This is a genomic window from Streptomyces sp. NPDC059989, from assembly GCF_042736975.1.
Taxonomy (GTDB): domain Bacteria; phylum Actinomycetota; class Actinomycetes; order Streptomycetales; family Streptomycetaceae; genus Streptomyces.
Map to the genome: position 1 here is coordinate 246421 of NZ_JBHWUO010000001.1, position 20687 is coordinate 267107.

Here is a 20687-nt window from a genome sequence, read left to right on the forward strand (position 1 = left end):
GGGGTGGGCGTGATGGGTCGGGTACGGAGAACTGCGCTCGCGGGGGCGGCGGCCCTGGGGCTGGCGGCCGCCGCGCTGCCCGGAGCGGCGCACGCCGAGGAGACGGCGCCGCAGCCGATGCCGACGTACCGCACGGCGGAGGGCGCCAAGGCGGTGAAGGGCACGCTCTCCACGGCGGACGCCCCGCTGATCGAGGCGGGGAGCGTCTACGCGGACGAGCTGGGCCCCGGAGAGCGCGTGTACCTGCTCAGCCTGAAGCAGGACCGGTCCGACGTGTACGTCTCCGCCGTGGCCCGGCCCGCGCCCGGCGCCAAGGTCTCCTACGGCGACGGCATCGAGGTGGAGATCATGAACACCGCCGGCCGGTCCTGCCCGGGCAGCGGCGGCCGCGCCGGCCTCAACTACGACCCGGCGCCCGTCAGCGCCGCCGGGGTCCGGCGGGGGGCGGAGGACGAGGACTGCGCCCCGGCCGGCGTCTACTACGCCAAGGTGACCCGTACGTCGGCCAAGGGCTCCGACCAGAGCCCCTGGCCGCTCGAACTGCGCGTCCAGCGCGAGCCGGGCCGGGGCGCCGGCGGTCCGACCGCCGCGCCCAGCGCCTGGCCCTCGGGGACGCCGGCCGCCCTGCCCGGCAGCGAGGCCGTTCCCCGCGCCGGCGGGACCGGCTTCAACGACGCCCGGGCGCTGCGCTCCGGCGTGTGGCGGGACGAGCTGCGGCCCGGGCAGACCCGGTTCTACCGGGTGCCGCTGGACTGGGGACAGCAGCTGGGCTTCAGCGCGGAGCTGGCCAAGGCCAGGATGACCAAGCAGTACGGCTCCGCCTCGGGCGGGCTCGTCGTCTCGCTCTACAGCCCCTACCGGGCCCTGGTCGCGGACAAGGACACCTCCTACGACGGGCAGCAGGCGGGGGTCACGCTGGGCAAGACCCCGCCGGTGGCCTACGAGAACCGCTTCGCGAGCGACAGCGACGTGAAGCCCGTGGGGGTCGCCGGCTGGTACTACATCGCCGTGACGATGGGCACGAAGGTCGCCGAGTTCACCGAGGACGCGACTCCCGTGCCGCTGACCCTGCGCATGGACGTCACCGACACCCCGGCCAAGGCGCCCGCGTACACGGAGGATCCGGCCGCGGGCGGCTTCGGGGTCGGGGCCGGGGACCGGGCCGCGGCCAAGGAGGGGCTCACCGCCCCGGAGGCCGTGGAGGCCGCCGGGAAGCACTCCGCGATGCGGGTGGTGGCGGGCGCCGGGTTCGGTACCGGGACGCTGCTGCTGCTCGTGCTGGGCGGGTGGATCCTGCTGGCCCGCCGGGGCCGCGCGGCCGCCTAGAGCCGGGTCAGGGCCCGGATGCCCGCGGCGAAGCCTCTGCCGTCCCGGCGGGGTTGCGGGGCTAGAGCTGGGTCAGGGCCCAGATGCCCACGGCGAAGCAGAGCAGTGCGGCGGCGAGGATGCCGGCCGTGACCTTCGGGGGCGGCGGGGCCAGGCCGCCGCTGCGGGCCGCGGGGGGCGCCGGGACGGGCGCAACGGGCGGGGGCAGGTGGAAGCTGCCCGTCTCCGAGAGGCCGTACGAGGGCCCGGACGAAGGCCCGTACGAGGGCCCGGACGAAGGTGCCTGGCCCGGGACCGCCGGGTAGGGGGCGGTCGAGCCGGACGCGGTCGGCGGGGCCCCGTACCCCGAGGCCGGCACCGTTCCGGCGGTGCCGCGCGGGTCGGTACGGGTGGGTTCCGCGTCCACCGTCGTGGCGGTGGACGCGGGAGCGCCCGGCGGGGCCGCGGCCGCCGTCAGCGGTCCCTGGGGGCCGAAGCCGGGAGGGAGCGGGCCGAGTTGGTCGAACACCTCCACCGGATCCTCGCCCGGCGCGGGCTGCGGCAGCAGCTCCACGGCCTCGGCAAGGGCCTTGCGGGCCCCTGTGGCCGTCTTGAACCGGCTCTGGGGATCGGGCTGCAGCAGACCGGCGATGACGTCCCAGAGCGGCGCGGGGACGCCCTCGGGGGCGCCGGGGGTGCCGTGGGCGAGGAAGTGCTCGACGAGGCCCTGGGAGTCGGGCTTGCGCCCCTGGAGCAGGTACAGGGCGACCAGCCCGACGGCGAAGAGGTCGGCGGGGAAGTCGGGCTCGGCGCCCAGTAGTTGCTCGGGGGCGAAGTAACCGGGTGTGCCGACCACGTAGTTGGTCTCGGTCAGCCGGGGCTCGCCCTTGCGCATGGAGATCCCGAAGTCGGACAGCCGCAGGTGCGGCCGTCCCGTCCCGGTGGCCTCCATCAGGATGTTGGCCGGTTTGATGTCGCGGTGGACGACACCTTCCGCGTGCACCGCCGCCAGCCCCGACAGGAGCTGGTCGAGCAGGGCGCAGACGAAGCGGGGCGGGAGGGGACCGTAGTCCCCGATCACGTGGCCGAGGGAGCCGCCGCCGACCAGGTCCATCGTGAACAGGACCTTGTCGTCGTCGGCCGCCCAGCTCGCGGGGGCCAGTACGTGCGGGTGGTCGATCCGCAGCGCCTGCTCCCGTACGAACCGCAGGAGCGTGTGGGCGTCGCTCTGGAGGAGGACCTTCGCCGCCACGTAGCGGCGGCGCCGGTGGTCCCAGGCGCGCCATACGGCGCCGGCCCCACCGCGCCCGATCGGATCGATCAACTCGTACCGACCGGCGAAAACCTCACCCATCGCTGCGCCCGTCCCCCGTCACCCGTTGTCCGCCGTCGTGCGTGTCAGTTCTGGTGGGCCTCGTAGTGGGCGACCGCGTCGGCGGTGCGGCCCGCGCCGTACACCCGGAGGAACTCTGCCAGTTCCGGGTGGCTGGGAGCGAGGGTGTCCGCCGCGTCGATGATGTCGCCGGCCGCGGAGACCGAGCGCAGCAGCGACTGGATCTCACGGACGACCCGCTTGACGGTGGGAGCGCCCGAGCCGGTGGCGGTCTGGCCGCTGTTGCTGAGGACGGAGCCTCCCTGGGTCTTCTTGATCTCGTCCATCCGGTCGGTGGCCTCCGCCGCGCTGACGCTCCCGTCGGCCACCTGGCCGGCGAGGTCCTGGAGGGCCTGGACCCGCTGCACCACGGCCGGGTTCCCGATCTTGGCGCGCTGGCCGCTCATCAGCTGGGACAGCATGGGCGCCGACAGTCCGAGGACGGCAGCGAGGCGGGCCTGGTTCAAGCCGAGGTCATCTATGAGCCGGCGGAAGAGCGCTCCCAGCGGCTCCCCGTACCAGCTGCGCTGAAGCTCTCTGGCTCTGGCCGTGGCCTCTTGTTGTACTGCGTCCACTCTTACTACTCCCCTTCGCTGGTGCGAACCTCGCGAGCATCTTACGGAGAGTGGTCGCAGGGCGGGAGTCCCTATCATTTTGCGAGATGAGGGGGTACACCCGGTACTCTGTTCTGCGGAACGGCCGCTCCTCGTACGGGGAACAGGCGTGCCCGGATCCATGGGGCCTTAGCTCAGTTGGTAGAGCGCTGCCTTTGCAAGGCAGATGTCAGGAGTTCGAATCTCCTAGGCTCCACATCCAACCCCTCTGAACTGCGGAAACGCGGGGCAGAGGGGTTTTTTGCGCGGGCCCCGTCGCGTCTCAGAGGTCGATCCAGTAGCGGCGCTTGCGGCCGATGAGCGTGTCGCGCACGTCTTCGAGCACGCCGCCGTTGCGCTCGATCGTGCGCACCGAGGCGGCGTTCCCCGGGTCGCACGTCAGCAGGACCCGGTCCATCCCCATGATGCGCGCCTCGTGGAGCACAGCGCCCAGCGCCCAGGTGGCCAGGCCGCGGCCGCGTGCCGAGGGGCGGACGCTGTAGCCGATGTGGCCGCCCGCATCGAGCAGGATGGCGTTCAGGTAGTGCCGCAGGTCGATGGCGCCGAGGTAGGTGTCGCCCTCCGCGATCCACCAGTACGTCGCGTGCACCCGGCCCTGTTCGACCGGCGCCGTGCGGTCGGCGTACCGGTGCAGGCGCTCCACCCAGGCGGCGAATCCCTCGGGGCTCTCCACGTCGTCGTCGGAGCGGAGGCCGGCCCCGTCCATGTGCGCGTCGTCGCCCCATTCGGTGCGGGCGGCGAGCCAGGAGGCGTGCAGGCGGGGGGTGGGCGTGATGAGCTCGGGCATGGTCCGGACGATAACAGCCGGGCTTTTCCCCCCTGACCCGAGCAAACAGGGGCAGGGGGGTGTGCCCGGGCTCCCGTCAGCCGTCGAGCCAGCCGCTGCGGCGCGCGTAGCTGCCGGCCTGGAAGCGGCTCTCCGCGCCCAGCTCGTTCATCAGGTCCGTGACGTGCCTGCGGTAGGTGCTGGTGGACATGGAGAGCCGGCGGGCCGCCATCTCGTCCTTCATCCCCGACTCCAGGAGCCGGACGATCGAGCGCCGCAGCTCGTCCTTGGCGGAGCCGTAGCCCACCCCGCTCGGCGCGGAGGTGAAGGGGCGGGCCGAGTCCCAGGTGCTCTCCCACGCGCGGTAGAGGTGGTCGACGAGTGAGGGGTCGCGAATGGCGATGGCGGCCTCTCCCCCGGAATTCCGGCGGTCCGCGATGATGGCGGTCTCCCAGTCGAAGAAAATGATGCGGTCCGGGATGTGACCGATAGTTCGGACCTGAGCCCCGAGAGCCACCATTTTCGTCAGGTGCTGCTGCATGTATTGATGGGCGAGCACGGAATGCGGATAGAGCGTTCGCATGACGATTCCGCGGTCTATTACCTCCGCGGTTCTCGCCAATCCCTCCTCAAGTGCTTCTTGAGGGGGAAGCCGCGGATGTGCGGCCGCCACCTCCGTCCGGGCACCGGCCGAAAGTCGCTCCAACGTGGAGCGGACGGTGTCCAAAAGTGTGAGGTGCTCGATCGGGTTCCGCATGAAATGACTCTGCCAGGATTCCTCGAATACCGACTTCATGGTCATTACATGGTTCCGGAGCCGCTCGGCCTCCCGGTGGCGCTTCTGGATCTCGGCCTCGATCGGGCCGACGAGGTGGGCGGCGGCCGCGTCCGGGCTCGCGGGCACGTAGCCCGTGGCGTCGGGGTCGGCGGCGTGATCCGGGCCGGCCGCTCCCGCGGGGTCGTCGGGCTGCCGCGGATCGACCCATTCCGGTCGCAGCAAGTGCAGTTGGGCCAAGTCCCGTACGGCCGCATCGACATCGGCCAGCGGGACGCCCATGCGCATGGCGGCCTTGGCCGGGTCCAGGCGGCCCTGCTCCAGCGCCCATTGATAGAGGGCGACGTGCAGGTCTCCGAGGGGTGGGGTGCCACTTACCTCCGAGGTGGATTTGTGCATCTTCGTACCCTTCGCGGGTGAGTGCTAGTCACTTACCACTTCTCGTCACCAGGGGTTCCCTGGCGCGCAGTACGTCAAGTCCGGCACGGTTGTCCCAGCGGCCAGAAACGGGCGCTGAAAGCAGCAGCAGCAGACTAAAAGGGGTTCGTCCGTGAAGCTCAAGTTCGTCGTACTGTCGCTCATTTCGCTCCTTTCCGTCGGCGGCCTCGGCATCGCCGCATCTCCCGCATCCGCCGCGGTTCCGACGGGTACGGGTGCGGCGGTCGCGACCGGCACGGACGACATCATTTGGCACTAGCTCCCGGTCCGCAACGGAGGGGAATACCAGAGTCCGGCTAGAGAAAGTGACGGGGAGATGAATAAGGGTTTCGGCTCGATCGCGTGGGGAAGTCTGTCCCAGTATCTGGACAAAGTCGAGGGCGTTTCAAGATCTGGACCCCAGCTTCTCGGCAGTGGAGACAGACCGTGAGTGCCCTCTCCGCCTTCGACGCCCTCAGTGGCGGCCTGCCCCCCGAGGACTGGGACGCCCTGGCCGGAAATCGGCTCTACTCCTCGTACGACTGGCTGCGGTTCTGCGCGACCGACATCGGCGGCCGGACGGCCACCGGCGCGGTGCACGCGGCCGGATCGGCCGTCAGCGTCACCGCCGTCGCGGAGGAGCCCAATCCCTTCTACCAGTGGAACACCCAGCTCACGGCGCGTGGGCTGCCCGCACCCGACGCGGCCGGCCTGCTCGTCGGCCAGCGCCGCGGCTACCAGACCCACCTGCTCACCGCCGACGGAGCCACCGCGGACAGCGCGGCTCCGGCCCTGCTCGACGGGGTCCGCTCGCTCGCCGCCGAACTGGCCGGAAGCGAACTGCTCGACGGCGCTTTCGGCGGCCCCGCGGCGGCGAACGGACCCCTGCCGTGCGTCGCGAGCTTCGTCGGCACCCCGGACGTCCAGGCCCTGCGCGCCGCCGGCGTACGGACGGCTCCGGTGCTCCTGACGACGGACGCCTGGGTCTCCATCCCCGAGGGCGGTTGGCCGCAGTGGCTGCGCGAGCTCCCCTCGAAGGGCCGCAGGGACTCGGTCAAGCAGGAGGTCAAGGCCTTCGCCGCGGCGGGCTACGAGATCACTCGAGAACCGCTCGAGGAATGCTACGGACGGGCCGCGGATTTGCTCGCGGGCACCCAGAAGCGATACGGCCATTCATACGACTTGCACATCCTGAGTGAGTCGTTCCGCCTCCAGGGCGCGGCCATGGGTGCGAAGGCCCAGGTCCTCTTCTGTGCCCGTCCCGGTGAGCCGCCGGTGGGTTTCTGCCTCTTCTACATCCACGGCGACACGCTGTTCGTCCGCGCGGTCGGCTTCGACTACGAACGGTTGATCCGTGGTGCCGCGGAGTATTTCAACCTTGTGTACTACGCCGCCGTCCGCATAGCCGCCGAGAATGGCCTGCGGTGGCTGGCCCCGGGAATCGAGTCCGCCGACGCCAAGGCGCTGCGCGGTGCGCGGCTCCGCCCGCTGTGGCTGCTCGACCTGTCGGAGCGGAGCGTTCTGCTCGGCCGTGACGACGAGGTCCGCGCCTACAACGCCGCCGAGTTGAGCCGGCTCTCCGCCATCTCCCCGGCGGTCTCCAAGGCGCTGGAGCACGACCTCTACGCGCCCTTCTGCTGAACCCGGACGGCCCCACCGCCCCGCCGTGCCGACGGCTTCGCCATGCCCCGGACCGGCCCGTGAACCCAAGGAGTCCCCGCAAGTGCCCACAGAATCCTCCCCTTTGCCCGGAGCCGTGCTCTTCATGGGCGACCTGGTCGTCCTCGCCCGCCAGGGCCGGCTGATCCAGGAGGCCAGGAGCCGTGGCCTGGCGGCCCTCGCGGTGGTCAGCACCGACACCGACCTCGAGCGGCTGGCCGCGGCCCGGGCCGACGCCTCCCACCCGCTGAGCGGGCTCACCGACGTGGTCCAGGTCGCCGACGCCCGGATCGCCACCGTGATCCCGTCCGTGCAGCCGCTGCTGCGCTCGTACGACGTCCGCGGCGTGATCTCGGTCGGCGAGGTGTTCGTGGAACCGGTGGGCGTGCTCGCCGACTGCCTCGGCCTGCCCGGCACCGGCTCCGCGGCCGCCGTGATCTGCCGCAACAAGCTGCTCCAGCGCACCACCGTCCCGGAGTTCTCGCCGCGCTGGGAGGTGGTCCCGGTCGCCGACCGCGGCACCTTCGCCCTGCCCGCGGAGCACTTCCCGGCCGTGGTCAAGCCGGCCGGCCGCTTCTACAGCTCGGGCGTGCGCCAGGTATACGACCAGGCCGAACTGACCGAGGCGCTGAGCGTGTTCGGCGAGGAGGAGATCTCCCTCGTGGAGGCGAGGGTGGTCGGCCGGGAGTTCTCGGTCGAGGCCCTCGTCCAGGGCGGCGAGGTCTTCTGGTCCGGGGTCACCGGCAAGGAGACCAACGAGCACGAGAGCGACTTCTTCACCGAGCTCTCCCACACCAGCCCCGCGCCCCTCGGGCCCGAGGAGGAGGCCGCGCTGATCGCGGCGAACACCGAGATCCTGCGCCGGGTCGGCGTACGGGACGGCATCACGCACGCCGAGTACCGGCTCAGCGCCGACGGGGTCGTGCTGATGGAGGTGGCCGCGCGGCTGCCCGGCGACGCGATCACCTTCCTGTGGGAGCTGGCGACCGGCGAGCCGTTCGAGCCGGTGATGCTCGACCTCGCCCTCGGCGAGCCGGCCTCCTACCCGGCCCCCCGGCGCCGGGCCCGCCAGCACTTCCTCGACCACCCGCACGGCGTCCTCAAGGACGTCACCGCGGACGGCGTGGAGGTCTCCTGGCCCAGCCGGGACGACCGCTGGCCCCTGCTGACCCCGGTCGCGGCCGAGGACCCGGCGGAGCCGCGGGCCGTCCTGGTCGGCCGGCTCCCCGGCGACCTGCTGGGCAGCCAGCGGGATTCCGGCCACCGGTCGGCATCCGTGATCGTCGACGCCCCCCTGGACACCGATGCGGACCTGGTGACCAAGCGGGCCGTCGAGCTCGTGACCTTCGACGTGGACCCGGTGTGAACCCGGTTCCGCGGCGAGGGCACACAACCCACCGAGAGAGGAAGAAACAGAGATGACCACTGCCGTCGAAGCGCCCAAGTGCCTGGTGTGCGACACCGAGTTCGAGGTCCAGGAGGACTGGGAGAAGGGCGAGATCGCCGAGTGCGGGGCCTGCGGCCAGGAGCACGAGGTGGTCGAGAAGACCGACGCGACCGTGCGGGTCGAGCTCGCACCCGAGGTCGAAGAGGACTGGGGCGAGTGACCCTCCCCGAGTCCGCCCTTCCCGATGCGGAGGTACTGCTCTGCGTCACGATGCTGCGGCCGGACGAGAAGCTCCTGCTGGAGGCGCTGCGCGCCGAAGGCCTGAGCGTCCGTACGGCCCTGCTGGAGGACGTGGGGCGGGTGCTGGCGGGGCACACGGCCCCGCCCGCCCTCGCCCTGATGAGGAACCTGTCCCACCGCGAGGCCATCGGCGTGGCCCGGCGCCTGGAGTACGTGGGCGTGGAGACGCTCAACCGGGCCGCGACCATCGAGACCTGCAACGACAAGGGCCTCCAGGCCCTGCTCTTCGCCCAGCACGGCATCCCGCACCCGGTCTCCCGCCACGCGTTCAGCTACGGGCAGGTCCGCGAGGCCGTCTCGGAGCTCGGCTGGCCCGCGGTGATCAAGCCGGTCAGCGGCTCGTGGGGCCGGGGCGTCACCCGGATGACGGACGAGGAGTGCGTGGACGCCTGGGTCGGCGGCCGGGAGTCCGCCGACGCGGCGGGCAAGCTCTTCCCGGTGCTGGTGCAGGCGTACATCGACAAGCCCGGCCACGACCTGCGGGTCGTGGTCGTGGGCCGGACCCCGGTCGTCGCGATCCGGCGGGTCTCCGCGGACTGGCGCACCAACACCCACCTGGGTGCCGAGGTGGAGCGCGTGGAGATCACCGACGAGATCGAGAAGCGCTGCGCGCAGGTCGTGGACGCCCTGGGCGACGGCTTCTACGGAGTCGACCTGATCGAGGACCGCTCCACCGGCGAGCTGATGGTCCTGGAGGTCAACGCCAATCCGGAGTTCGCCCGGTCCTCGGCGAAGCACGGAGTGAACGTGGCCGGCCACCTGGCCGCGTACGCGGCGGAGAAGCACGGGCGGATCACCGCCCGGCAGACCGTGTGAAACGGAGGGAAACCTATGGAACTGTTCGACACCGCCACTGTGCTCACCCGGGTCATGACCTCCGGCGTGGTCATGAGCATCGAGAAGAGCGACCGCGAACTGCCCGGTCTGGAGCGGCTCCTGACGAAGCGGAGCGGATACGCCAAGGCCGTCCTGCTCAACAGCCGCAGCGCGGCGGTGCACGCCGCGCTGGCCGGCCAGGGCATCGGGCACGGCGACCGGATCAGCCGGCCGGGCCTGGGCGAGCGGGACCTCGCGTTCCTCGCCTGGCTGGGCATCACCGTGGAGGGGGACGGCGCGGCCGCCTTCGACCACATCGCCCTCGACGCGGAGAACGCCCACCTGCTGGGCGACCTGGCCCGGGCGTCCGAGGCCCCCGCGCTGGTCGTGGACCTCACCGGGCTGGGCTTCGGGCCGGCCGCGGCGGTCCTGACGAACGACGCGGCCGTCTGGGCCCGGGCCGAGCGGCTGAAGATCTTCGGCGCCTACGACCTGCGGACCATGTGGACCCAGGAGGAGGAGTCCGCCGATCTGGTGCCCGGCGTCCAGTTCAACTACCGGCTGAGCCCGCTGGTGGCGGCCTGCGCCCGGATGGCGCTCAGCCAGGCGGCCCCGCCCCTCACCACTTCCGGAGCAACGACGTGATCACCGACTTTCCCGCGAAGCCCCTGCCCCTGCCCGACCCCGCCGAGCTGGGCGCCGAGCTCGCCGCGTTCGGCGGCGGGGCGATCATCCCCAAGGAACTGCGCCGCACCGTCTTCCCCGTCATCACCAAGGAGGACGTCTTCAACCTGATGCTCGCCCAGCGGGCCAGGCCCGAGCGGGTCGTCGCCGACTTCGCCGAGGCCTACCGCGCCTACGTGGGGGCCGAGTACGCGCTGCCCACCGCGAGCGGGACCTCCAGCCTGCACCTGGCGCTGGTCGGGGCGGGGGTGCGGCCCGGGGACGAGGTCATCGTGCCCGCCTTCACCTTCATCGCCACCGCGCAGGCCGTGGTCGCGGCCCACGCCGTGCCCGTCTTCGTCGACATCGACCCGAAGACGTACTGCATGGACCCGGCCGCAGCGGCCGCCGCGATCACCGGCCGGACCCGCGCGATCATGCCGGTGCACGTGCACGGACTGCCGGCCGATGTACCCGCCCTGCGGGCGCTGGCCGACAGCCACGGCATCGCGCTCGTCGAGGACGCCTCGCACGCCCACTCCGCGAAGATCGGCGACCGGGTCGCCGGCTCCTTCGGCGACGCTGCCGGGCAGAGCCTGATGGCCGACAAGAACTTCCCGCTCGGCGGCGAGGGCGGCATCGCCTTCTTCAAGGACGGCGCCTCGCACCAGCGCGCCGTGGACTACCTGGAGCGGCACGGCATCGACTACGGCATGTCCTGGGTGGCCGCCGCGTTCGGCGCGAGCCAGCTCAAGAGGCTCCCGTACTACGACGAGATCCGGGCCCGCAACGCCAAGCTGCTCGGCGAGGCCCTGGAGGGGACCGGCCTCTTCCACGCGCCGTACGTACCCGAGGGGCACACCCACGCGTACAACATGTACCGGATCACCCTGACCCCGGACGCCATCGGCCTGGGCGACCTGCCGGTGTACGCGGTCAAGGAGGCGGTGCACGAGCTGCTCGTCGCCGAGGGGGTCCCCGCCCGCGAGTGGCAGAACACCCCGATCCCCTGCCACCTGCCCTTCAAGCACCGCGCCGGCTTCGGCAACGGCTACCCCTTCTCCCTCAACCCGGAGGCCGCCCGCGACCACCGGCCCGAGGACTTCCCGGTCACCCTGGGCATGCTGGACAGCACCCTGGTGCTCTGTCGCGAGCTGCGCGCCCCGGTCGAGTACGAGCGGGCGCTGCGCTACGCCGACGCCTTCGAGAAGGTGGCCCGGCGCCCCGACGCGATCCGCAAGCTGGTCACGGACGGCTCGTACCGCCGCCCGTACGAGAAGGCGGCCCGCCTTGGCTGAGCAGAAGATCCGAGTCGCGGTCGCGGGGGCCAGCGGCTACACCGGGGGCGAGGTGATCCGGCTGCTGCTGGACCACCCGCAGGTGGAGCTGGCCTTCCTGTCCGCCGAGCGCAGCGCCGGTACGCCGGTCGGCGCCGTCCACCCCTGGCTGCGCAACCATCCGGGGGCGGCGGGACTGAAGTTCCGCCCGCTGGCCGAGCTGGAAGACGTGGACCCCATCGACGTCGCCTTCGGCTGCCTGCCCACCGGCACCCTGCCGGCCCGGCTGCCGCTGCTCGCCGAGCGGGCCAAGCGGGTGCTGAACCTGGCCGGGGACTTCCGGCTGCGGGACGCCGGGGAGGTCGAGGAGTTCTACCCGAAGACGGCGGCCAACCCGCCGGCCGACGAGTTCGCCTACTACATACCCGAGCTGTCCGATGGCGTGCCGGAGAGCCGGTTCATCAACCTGCCGGGCTGCATGGCCGTGGCCACCATCTACGCCCTGTACCCGCTGTTCGCCCAGGGGCTGGTGGATCCCGCGGTGGTCGTCGACGCCAAGACCGGCTCGACCGGCGGCGGGCGCGGCGGCAGCGAGCAGCCCGCCGAGCGGTCCGGGAACTTCCGGGTCCACAAGCTGCACGGACACCGGCACACCCCGGAGATCCGCCAGGCCCTGGCCGAGTTCACCGGAGCCGCCCCGGACCTGCGGTTCTCCACCCACAGCCTGGACGTGCCGCGGGGGATCATGGTCACCGCGTACAGCACGCTGAAGGAGGGCGTGGCCCCGCTGGACGTGAAGCGGGCCTTCGCCAAGGCGTACGTGGGCAAGCCGTTCGTACGGGTCCGGCCGGCGCCGAAGGCCCCGCAGGACTTCCCGATGCTCAAGGCCGTCGTCGGCTCGAACGTCGCCGAGGTCGCGATCGCCGTCAAGGGCGACCAGTGCGTGTCGGTGGCTGCCCTCGACAACCTGATCAAGGGTGCGGCCGGGCAGGCGATCCAGGCGATGAACCTGGTCAGCGGGTTCGAGGAGAGCGCGGGCCTGCCGCGGACGGCGGTGTCGCCGTGAAGCCGCTCTACGTGGTCAAGGTCGGCAGCGCCACCCTGGACCGGGGAGAGATCCACGCCGAACTGGCCGGACTGGTCGGGCGCGGGGCCCGGGTCCTGCTGGTGGCCGGCGGGGCCGTCGGCATCGAGCGCCACTACCGCTCGATCGGCCGCACGATGCCCGAGCTGCGGCTCGCGAACGGCGACGCGGTGCGCTACTGCCCGCCCGAGGAGATGCCGCACCTCGTGGACGCGTACGAGAGGGTCACGCTCCCGGCGGTGGAGGAGGGCCTGCGCGCGCTCGGCCTGACGGTCTTCACGGCGGTCGCGGCCCGCGGCGGCCTGGTGACCGGCAAGGCCAACCGGCCGCTCAAGACGGTCTCCGCGACGGGCCGGGCCACGGTGGTCCGCGACCACCGGGCCGGGGTCCCCGACGAGGTGGACACCGTACGGCTGAACGCGCTCCTCGACGCCTACGACGTGGTGTGCCTGTCCCCGCCGGTCCGCGACCGGGACGGCGGCTCCCCGCTCAACGTCGACGCCGACGTCCTGGCGGCGGCCCTGTCCAACGCGCTGGACGCCGACCACCTGCGGCTGGTCACCGGCACCGCGGGCCTCCTCACCGACCCGCAGGTCCCCGGCTCGACCCTGCGCCACGCGCACCGGGGCGAGGCGGCCCCGTACGCGGGCGGCAGGATGCGGCAGAAGGTGCGGGCCGCCGAACTGGCCCTGGACGGCGCCGCGGACGTGGCGATCACCGGACCGCACACCATGGCGGACCCGGACGGCTGGACGCGCTTCTGGCGCACCGAGGCCCCCGCGCCGGAGCTGGAGCTGCTCGGCCGCGCGGTCGGCGTCCCCTCCGTGTCGGGCGACGAGCACGAACTGGCCGGCTACCTGCGCCAGTGGTGCGCGGAGCGCGGCATCGACGCGGAGATCGACGAGGCCGGGAACCTGGTCGCGACGCGCGGCACCGGCGAGCCCGCGGCCGGGCGCCGGCTGCTGCTCCTGGGCCACCTCGACACCGTCCCGCACCGGTGGCCCGCCGAGTGGCGGGACGGCGAACTGCACGGCCGTGGCAGCGTGGACGCCAAGGGCAGCCTGGTGAACTTCCTGGAGGTGCTGGCCGCCGCCGAGGTTCCCGCCGGCGGACAACTGCGGGTGGTCGGCGCGGTGGAGGAGGAGATCTCCTCCTCCAAGGGCGCCTTCCACGCCCGCGACCACTACCCGGCCGACGCCGTCGTGATCGGCGAGCCCAGCGGCTCGCACAAGCTGACGCTCGGCTACTTCGGGCTCTTCAAGCTGCGGGTCACGGCCTCGGTGAGCAGCGGCCACTCGGCCGGCATGGACGCCGTCTCGGCGCCCGACGCGCTGATCCGCACCCTGGAGGAGATCCGCGGCGCGGTCCTGAAGGAGGCCTCCGACGCCCTCAGCGCGGTCATCGACATCCACTGCGAGGCGGGCCGCGAGACGCAGAGCGCGACCGGCATCCTCAACTTCCGCATCCCGCCCCTGGCCGACCTGGACGCACTGCGCCGGGCAGCGCTCGGGCAGGCGGGCCCCGGGGTCGCCATCGAGGTGCTCCGCGCCACGCCCGGCCACGCCGGCGGCCGCACCGGCCCGCTGGTGAAGGTCTTCACCCGCGCCTTCGGGCAGTCGGGCATCCGTCCCACCTACGTCGTGAAGAAGGGCACCTCGGACATGAACACCCTCGCCACCACCTGGCGCGACGTCCCCATGGTGGCCTACGGCCCGGGCGACTCCACCCTCGACCACACCGACGTGGAGCGGATCGGCGCCGAGGACTACCGCACCGCGCACACCGTGCTGGCGGACGCCGTCGCCCGCTGGTTCGCGCTCTCCGAAGGGAGCCGGTCGTGACCGCCCTGCTGGAGACCGCCCCGGACCTCGCCGCGCGGGCCGTGGAGGCCCGCAAGCTCGTCGTCGACATGGCCGCGAGCCCGCGCGGCTGCCACCTCGGCGGCAGCCTGTCGGTGCTCGACATCCTGATCGCCGCGCTGCACCGGGCCTCGCTGGACGAGGGCACGGAGGTGGTCCTCAGCAAGGGGCACGCCGCCGCCGGACTGTACGCGGCCCTGCACGTCAGCGGCGTCCTCGCGGAGAACCCGGCGCCCTTCTACGGACAGCCCGGGCACCCGTACACCGGCCACCCGGGCCCCAAGGTGCCCGGCGTGCGCTTTCCCACCGGGAGCCTGGGGCACGGGGTGCCGTACGCGGCCGGCTGGGCGCTCGCCCGGCGGATCGGCGGGCAGGGCGGCCTGGGCATCGCGATCGCCGGGGACGGCGAGCTGCAGGAGGGCCTGGTCTGGGAGACCTGCCAGGTCGCGGCGGCGCAGCGGCTGGGCAACTTCGTGCTGGTCGTCGACCGCAACGGAGGCCAGAACGACGGCATGGTCGCGGACATCTCGCCGCTGCCGAACCTCGCCGAGCGGTTCGCCGCCTTCGGCTTCGAGACGGCCGAGGTGGACGGGCACGACCTGACCGCGCTCGGTGACGTGCTGGGCGGCGACCGTGCGGGGGCCGTGCGGCCGCTGGCCGTCATCGCCGACACCGTCAAGGGCAAGGGCGTACCCCCGGTGGAGGGGAAGGCCGGCTCCCACTACGTCACCATCGACGCCGCGCGCGCCGCCAAATGGAAGCGGATGATCCGATGACCGCCACCGCGAGCCCCGCTGTCACCCTCTCCGGGCGCGATGCCTACCGGGACGAACTGACCCGGCTGGCCGGGACCGACCCCGCCATCGTCTGCCTGGAAGCCGATCTGGGCGGCAAGGGGCACCCCTTCCAGAGCGCCCACCCCGACCGGTTCTTCAACATCGGCATCGCCGAGGGCGCCATGATCGACATGGCGACCGGGCTGGCCGCCGCCGGCTACAAGCCCTTCGTCAGCACCTTCGCCCCCTTCGCCGCACTGCGGGCGGCCGAGAGCCTCAAGCTCACCCTCGGCTACCTCGGCGCGGGCGTGACCGTGGTGGCGCCGTACGCCGGGGTGTCCGGTGCCTGGTTCGGCACCACGCACCACTGCCTGGAGGACCTCGCCGTCCTGCGGAGCATCCCCGGCGTCACGATCGCGGCCCCGTACGGCGAGGCGGAGATGCGGGCGGTCATCCGGACCGCGGTGGAGTCCGGACGGCCGCACTACATCCGCACCGGGCGCAACGCGGGCTACGCGAGCCTGCCCTGGGACGGCGACGCGCTTCCGCCCGTCAACTGGGACCACCCCGGCGAGCCGGGGGAGCCCTGCCTGGTGTCGGTCGGCGAGGAGGGCACCCGGCTGGCGCTCGCCGCCCGCGAGGTGCGCCCGGGCGCGGCCCACGCGCACCTGGCCTACCTGGACCACGCCCACCTGGCCCGGGCGGCCGCCGAACTGGCACTCCGGCACAACGACTTCGTGGTCGTGGAGGAGCACCGCGGCGAGGGCGGAGTCGCCGAGGCGCTCGCCCTGCTGCTGCCGCAGTGCCGGGTCACCGGGGTCAACGCGGGCCACGACTGGCCCGTCCAGGGCGGCGACCACCACGAGGTGATGGCCCAACTCGGCCTGGACCTCCCGGCCGTCCTGTCCGCCCTGAACCTGCAGGCGGCCCTGCCGGCCTGAGCGCCGCACAGCCTGATCGCCCGTACCGCACGGCCCCCCTTCCGACCGCTGTCTTCCGCCCCACAGCCCCTACCCACAACGGGAGTTCCGACGTGTCCCACCAGTTCGAGATCGACCACCTGGGCCAGACGCCCACCCCGGCCCCCGCGGTCCCCGGGGCCCGCCGCGGCGGCCGTGTCATCCTCCTCGCCGACGCGCCGCCGGAGCACGTGGACCCGACGCAGATGTACATCGGCACCACGCTGGGCGTGGCCACCGGGATCTTCCACCGCACCCTCACCGGCTACATCGAGAGCCACGACGGCGGCCCCCGCAAGCTGGTCGGCGACCTCGCCACCGACACAGGCCGGACCACCGACGGCGGTCTGACCTGGACGTACACCCTGCGCGAGGGGCTCCGCTTCGAGGACGGCACCCCGATCACCTCCCACGACGTGGCGCACGCCGTCGCCCGCTCCTTCTCCTCGAACGGCGTCTACGGACCCCAGTTCATCCAGCAGGCCCTCGACCCCGAGCGGACGTACCAGGGACCGTACGAGGACGGCACCCCCGCCCCCGGCGTCACCACCCCGGACGACCGCACCATCGTCTTCTCGCTGCCTGGGGCACAGCCCGGCTTCCCCTTCCTCGCGACGACGACCACCACCACGCCGGTCCCCGCCGACCGCGACACCCGCGAGGCGTACGAGACCTCCTGGCTGGCCACCGGCCCCTACCGGGTCAAGGAGTTCGTGCCCGGCGACCACTACCTGCTGGAGCGCAACCCGCACTGGGACCCGGCGACCGACCCGATCCGCAGCCAGTACCCCGACGAGATCCTCTGGCAGTTCGGCGTCGCCCGCGACGAGCAGACCGAGCGGCTGCTGGAGCCCACCGGGGACGACGCCCTGTCGGTGGCGACCTTCGACGTCGCCGAGGACCGGGTGGCCCAGGTCGAGTCCGATCCGGCGCTGCTGGCCCGGGTCATCGGCGGCCCGACCGCGTACCTCCAGTACGTCTACATCAACACCCGCCGGGTCACCGACCCGGTCGTGCGCCGCGCCCTCAACTACGCCTTCGACCGCGGCACGCTGGTGGAGCTGGCGGGCGGCCGGGCGGCCGCCGAGCCCGGCACCACGATCCTGGCCCCGATGGTGCCCGGCTACCGCCACCACGACGTCTTCCCCTCGGGCCCGCACGGCGACCCGGTCAAGGCCAAGGAACTGATCAAGGACACGGAGCTGCGTCCGCTGGTCTTCGCCTACCCGGACACCGCCCCGAACGCCCCGGTGGCCCCCGCGGTCAAGGAGGCCCTGGAGAAGGCCGGCTTCGAGATCGTGCTCCGCCCGGTCGACAAGGGCGCCTTCTACAGCCTGATGGGCAACCCGGACAACGACTGCGACCTGATCTACGGGGTCTGGGGGCCGGACTTCCCGGACGCCTCCGGTGTCTTCGACGTGCTCTTCCGCGGCGACCGGATCACCGCCGGCGGCAACATGAACCTCTCGTACTTCGACGACGCCGAGATCACCCGGGAGATCGCCCGGCTCGGCCAGGAGCCGGACCGCGCGGCCGTCGCCGAGGGGTACGCGGAGCTCGACCGCCGGCTCATGGAGGAGCACGCGCCGGTCATCCCCGTCTACTACAAGCGCCAGTTCACGCTCTTCGGGCCCCGCGTGGGCGGCCTGTTCCTGAGCGCCCAGTACTTCGTACCGAACCTCACCCGCATGCACGTCGTCGACTGACGACCCGCCGCACCGCACCAGCCGACGACCGAGCAGATTGGGAGGTCCGCCATGACGGATCGCATCACGGAGCTGTACAACAAGGAGAGCCTGGCGCAGGGCAGCCCGCTCCCCGGGATCATCACCGAGGTCGAGCGCGACCCCGCGCTCGCCAACTGGACCGGCTCGTACCTGTCACGGCCGCTGTTCATCGAGAAGGCGCAGATCGAGGCGTTCGCGGACGACGTCCTCGCCCTCTTCGACGTGATCACCTCGCTGCCGCAGCGGCTCTTCGACGGTGACCTGGAGCGCTACTGCGATGCCCTGGGCATCGACGAGCAGCGCAAGAAGCTGATCATCCGGCTCGGCGGGATCACCCCGCCCCGGTACGGCCGCGCCGACATGTACCACAACGGCACCTCCTTCAAGCTGCTGGAGATCGGGATCGCCAGCGAGGTCGGCGGCGCGGACCGGGCCGGCGAGATCCCCCGGGCGCTGCTGGACTCCGCGCCCTTCGCGGCCTTCGCGAAGGAGCACGGCCTCGGCTACACCCACACCGGCGCCGAGGTGGCCAAGACCCTGGTCGCGGCGGGCGACGGGATCGCCCTGCCGGGGCGCCGGCCCGTGGTGGCGCTGCTCGAAGGCCCGGGCGGCCTGGCCAACTACGCCAGCCACTGGAACACCTTCCGTGACGTGATGCGCGGCTTCGACGTGGACTTCCACGTCGCGGAGGTCGGCGACGTCGAGGACCGGGACGGCAAGCTGCACCTCGGCGAGCGGCCGGTCGACGTGATCCTGCGGTGCTTCACCGTCGAGGAGATCATCGAGGACGCGAACGGGTCCGAGCTGGTGGAGCCGATCTTCAAGGCCCACGAGGCGGGCACGGTCTTCCTCTTCACCCCGATGGAGAGCAATCTCTTCGCCAACAAGGCCTGCCTGGCGCTGCTGTCCGACCCGCGCCACCGCTCCAGCTTCACGGAGGCGGAGCTGGAGCTCATCGACCGGGTGCTCCCGTGGACCCGCTCGCTGAAGGCCGAGCCCTCGCCCGAGCACGACGAGCTGCTCGCCCACGCCCGCGCGCACCGCGAGGAGCTGATCCTCAAGCCGAACGCCTTCTACGGCGGCACCGGCGTCATCGCCGGATGGACCAGCACGGACGAGGAGTGGCAGGCGGCCCTGGAGCGGGGCGTGGCCGAGGGCGCCATCGTGCAGGAGCGCGTCGTGCCGCGCTCGGAGCCGGTGGTCAACCCGGAGACCGGCGAGGAGGAGGCCTGGCAGGCGGCCTGGGGGCTCTTCTACACCCCGGGCGGCTACGCGGGCGCGTACGCGCGGGCCGTGCCGGCCTTCGAGAGCCCGGTCATCGGGGTCACCGCGTACAAGAACACCCGTACCGCGGGCGTGCTGCACTACTGATCCCGGCCCGTCCGGTCCCTCCCACCGCGTGCCCGCGCCGAGTTTCCCGCGGGCACGCGGTGGCCGTTGGGGACCCCGTTGGGGACCCCGCTGGGGACAAGTCGGATCCCACTTCTCCCCACCGGGCCGTGCCTGGTCCGGGGCCGGGCGGCTGCGGCAGTGTGGTGCCAGGAGACCGGGACCGGAAGCTGTCAACTCGCTTGAGATTCCTCGTACGTCGATGAACCCGAGGCCGCCTCGGTCACCCCACCCAAGGATGCGAAATGAGTAGTTCAGCACGTCTGCGATCGGCGATGTCGGCCAACTTCGGTGGTCTGCCGCGACCGTTCTGGATCGTCTTCGCCGGGATGATCGCGAACCGCATCGGCACCATGGTCGTTCCGTTCCTGGTCTTCTACCTGGCCTCGCGCGGCATCACCACGGCGCAGACCGGCGGCATCGTGGTGGCCCTCGGCATCGGCGGGATGTTCGGGCCGATCCTGGGCGGGCTGATCGCCGACCGGGTCGGGCGCCGCTTCGCGGTGGTCATCGGCCTCGTCGCCACCCCGGCCGGCCTCGGCGCGCTGCTGGCCGCGCCCGGCCCGCTCACCCTGGGTGCGGCGGCCGCGCTGCTCGGGCTGACGTCGAGCGTCTACCGCCCGGCCGCCTCCGCGCTGGTCGGCGACGTCGTCGGGACCGAACTGCGCGGCAAGGCCTTCAGCCTCCTGCACTGGGGATTCAACATCGGCACGGCGGCGGCCAGCGCCGGCGCGGGCTACCTCGCGGGCCGCGGCTTCTGGCTGCTGTTCCTGCTCGACGGACTGACCTGCCTGGTCTACGCGGGCATCGTGCTGGTCGGCATCCCGAAGGACCTGCCCAGGCCGGCGGCCGCCAAGGCGGCGGGCGGCGCGGGCTACGGCGTGGTCTTCCGCGACCGCCTGATGGTCGCCTACCTCACGGTCAGCGTGCTCGGCACCACCATCTACACGATGACCGAGTTCGCCATCCCGCTCGCGATCCAGAAGGACGGGCTCTCGCCGGCCGTCTACGGGCTCGTCGGCGTCGCCAACGCGGTCGTCGTCATCGCCTTCCAGCCGGTCCTCTACGGATGGGTCGCCACCTTCCCCCGCGTCAAGGTGCTGGCGGCCTCCTGGGTGCTGTACGGCCTGGGCATCGCCTCCACCGGACTCGCCCAGAAGCCCTGGCACTACGTACTGACCGTCCTCGTCTGGTCGGTCGGCGAGATCGTCAACGGGGTCGTCGCCGGCGCGATCGTCGCCGACATCGCCCCCGAAGCGGCCCGCGGCCGCTACCAGGGCGCCGTCAGCTGGGTCTGGTCGGCGGCACGCCTCGCCGCCCCGCTCGTCGCCGTCGGGCTGTTCACCACCGTCGGACCGGCCGCCCTCTGGTGGGGCTGCGCGGTCGTCGGCCTGCTCACCGCCGCCGCGACGCTCCGTCTCACCGGCGCGGTCGAAAGCCGTACCGAGGAGAACGCCCGGATCGACGCGGCCAAGGTCGCCGCGCCGGCGCTGTGACCACCCCGACGGCCTGACCTCCCCTTTCACCCAGAGGACTGATCCC

The 20687-nt window shown here is 72.4% G+C and carries 19 protein-coding genes and 1 tRNA gene; 16 read left to right on the forward strand and 4 right to left on the reverse strand.

Annotation, left to right across the window (positions count from 1 at the left end):
• Positions 1–12 precede the first annotated feature (12 nt).
• Entirely contained in the window at positions 13–1326 is a 1314-nt protein-coding gene (locus ACFWBN_RS01185) for a hypothetical protein (protein WP_385168551.1), read from the forward strand.
• Positions 1327–1387: 61 nt separating this feature from the next.
• Here the strand turns inward: ACFWBN_RS01185 and ACFWBN_RS01190 are convergent, their stop codons facing one another.
• A complete protein-coding gene (locus ACFWBN_RS01190) occupies positions 1388–2659 on the reverse strand; it encodes a serine/threonine-protein kinase (protein ID WP_385168554.1) in 1272 nt (423 codons plus the stop codon).
• 44 nt (positions 2660–2703) lie between these two features.
• Entirely contained in the window at positions 2704–3252 is a 549-nt protein-coding gene (locus ACFWBN_RS01195; RefSeq protein ID WP_356403119.1) for a DNA-binding protein, read from the reverse strand.
• Between the two features lie 162 nt (positions 3253–3414).
• On the opposite strand from ACFWBN_RS01195, the gene ACFWBN_RS01200 reads away from it, so the two are divergent.
• A tRNA-Ala gene (locus ACFWBN_RS01200) sits at positions 3415–3487 on the forward strand.
• A gap of 66 nt (positions 3488–3553) precedes the next feature.
• Here ACFWBN_RS01200 and ACFWBN_RS01205 read toward each other — a convergent pair.
• Positions 3554–4078, reverse strand: a complete 525-nt coding sequence (locus ACFWBN_RS01205; protein ID WP_385168556.1) for a GNAT family N-acetyltransferase — start codon at positions 4076–4078, stop codon at positions 3554–3556.
• Between the two features lie 76 nt (positions 4079–4154).
• A complete protein-coding gene (locus tag ACFWBN_RS01210) occupies positions 4155–5231 on the reverse strand; it encodes a hypothetical protein (protein ID WP_385168559.1) in 1077 nt (358 codons plus the stop codon).
• 151 nt (positions 5232–5382) lie between these two features.
• Between ACFWBN_RS01210 and ACFWBN_RS01215 the strand changes: the two genes are divergently transcribed.
• The 14 genes from ACFWBN_RS01215 (at position 5383) to ACFWBN_RS01280 (ending at position 20641) form a co-directional block, all read left to right on the forward strand.
• Positions 5383–5529, forward strand: coding sequence for a hypothetical protein (locus tag ACFWBN_RS01215; RefSeq protein WP_385168561.1), 147 nt, complete (start codon positions 5383–5385; stop codon positions 5527–5529).
• Between the two features lie 167 nt (positions 5530–5696).
• Complete coding sequence (locus tag ACFWBN_RS01220) at positions 5697–6890, forward strand: GNAT family N-acetyltransferase (protein WP_385168564.1); 1194 nt, start codon at positions 5697–5699, stop codon at positions 6888–6890.
• A gap of 82 nt (positions 6891–6972) precedes the next feature.
• Positions 6973–8274, forward strand: coding sequence for an acetyl-CoA carboxylase biotin carboxylase subunit family protein (locus ACFWBN_RS01225; protein ID WP_385168567.1), 1302 nt, complete (start codon positions 6973–6975; stop codon positions 8272–8274).
• Between the two features lie 52 nt (positions 8275–8326).
• The gene (locus tag ACFWBN_RS01230) at positions 8327–8515 is read left to right on the forward strand and encodes a lysine biosynthesis protein LysW (protein ID WP_385168570.1); all 189 of its coding nucleotides are present in this window, start codon (positions 8327–8329) and stop codon (positions 8513–8515) included.
• A complete protein-coding gene (locus ACFWBN_RS01235; RefSeq protein WP_385168572.1) occupies positions 8512–9411 on the forward strand; it encodes a RimK family alpha-L-glutamate ligase in 900 nt (299 codons plus the stop codon). Before ACFWBN_RS01230 ends, ACFWBN_RS01235 begins: the two co-directional genes overlap by 4 nt.
• A 15-nt stretch (positions 9412–9426) precedes the next feature.
• Positions 9427–10056 carry a degT/DnrJ/EryC1/StrS aminotransferase gene (locus ACFWBN_RS01240; RefSeq protein WP_385168575.1) on the forward strand — a complete coding sequence of 210 codons (630 nt, stop codon included), beginning with the start codon at positions 9427–9429 and terminating at the stop codon, positions 10054–10056.
• Positions 10053–11372: an aminotransferase class I/II-fold pyridoxal phosphate-dependent enzyme gene (locus ACFWBN_RS01245; RefSeq protein WP_385168578.1), complete on the forward strand. Its 1320-nt coding sequence runs from the start codon at positions 10053–10055 to the stop codon at positions 11370–11372. Before ACFWBN_RS01240 ends, ACFWBN_RS01245 begins: the two co-directional genes overlap by 4 nt.
• A complete protein-coding gene (gene argC / locus ACFWBN_RS01250) occupies positions 11365–12417 on the forward strand; it encodes an N-acetyl-gamma-glutamyl-phosphate reductase (RefSeq protein WP_385168581.1) in 1053 nt (350 codons plus the stop codon). Before ACFWBN_RS01245 ends, argC begins: the two co-directional genes overlap by 8 nt.
• The gene (locus tag ACFWBN_RS01255) at positions 12414–14276 is read left to right on the forward strand and encodes a M20/M25/M40 family metallo-hydrolase (protein WP_385168584.1); all 1863 of its coding nucleotides are present in this window, start codon (positions 12414–12416) and stop codon (positions 14274–14276) included. Before argC ends, ACFWBN_RS01255 begins: the two co-directional genes overlap by 4 nt.
• Positions 14273–15070: a thiamine pyrophosphate-dependent enzyme gene (locus ACFWBN_RS01260; protein ID WP_385168587.1), complete on the forward strand. Its 798-nt coding sequence runs from the start codon at positions 14273–14275 to the stop codon at positions 15068–15070. Before ACFWBN_RS01255 ends, ACFWBN_RS01260 begins: the two co-directional genes overlap by 4 nt.
• Positions 15067–16011: a transketolase gene (locus tag ACFWBN_RS01265; protein WP_385168589.1), complete on the forward strand. Its 945-nt coding sequence runs from the start codon at positions 15067–15069 to the stop codon at positions 16009–16011. Before ACFWBN_RS01260 ends, ACFWBN_RS01265 begins: the two co-directional genes overlap by 4 nt.
• A gap of 92 nt (positions 16012–16103) precedes the next feature.
• A complete protein-coding gene (locus ACFWBN_RS01270) occupies positions 16104–17735 on the forward strand; it encodes an ABC transporter substrate-binding protein (RefSeq protein WP_385168592.1) in 1632 nt (543 codons plus the stop codon).
• Between the two features lie 51 nt (positions 17736–17786).
• Entirely contained in the window at positions 17787–19127 is a 1341-nt protein-coding gene (locus tag ACFWBN_RS01275) for a hypothetical protein (RefSeq protein WP_385168594.1), read from the forward strand.
• A gap of 263 nt (positions 19128–19390) precedes the next feature.
• A complete protein-coding gene (locus ACFWBN_RS01280; RefSeq protein ID WP_385168596.1) occupies positions 19391–20641 on the forward strand; it encodes an MFS transporter in 1251 nt (416 codons plus the stop codon).
• The last annotated feature ends 46 nt before the right edge of the window (positions 20642–20687 follow it).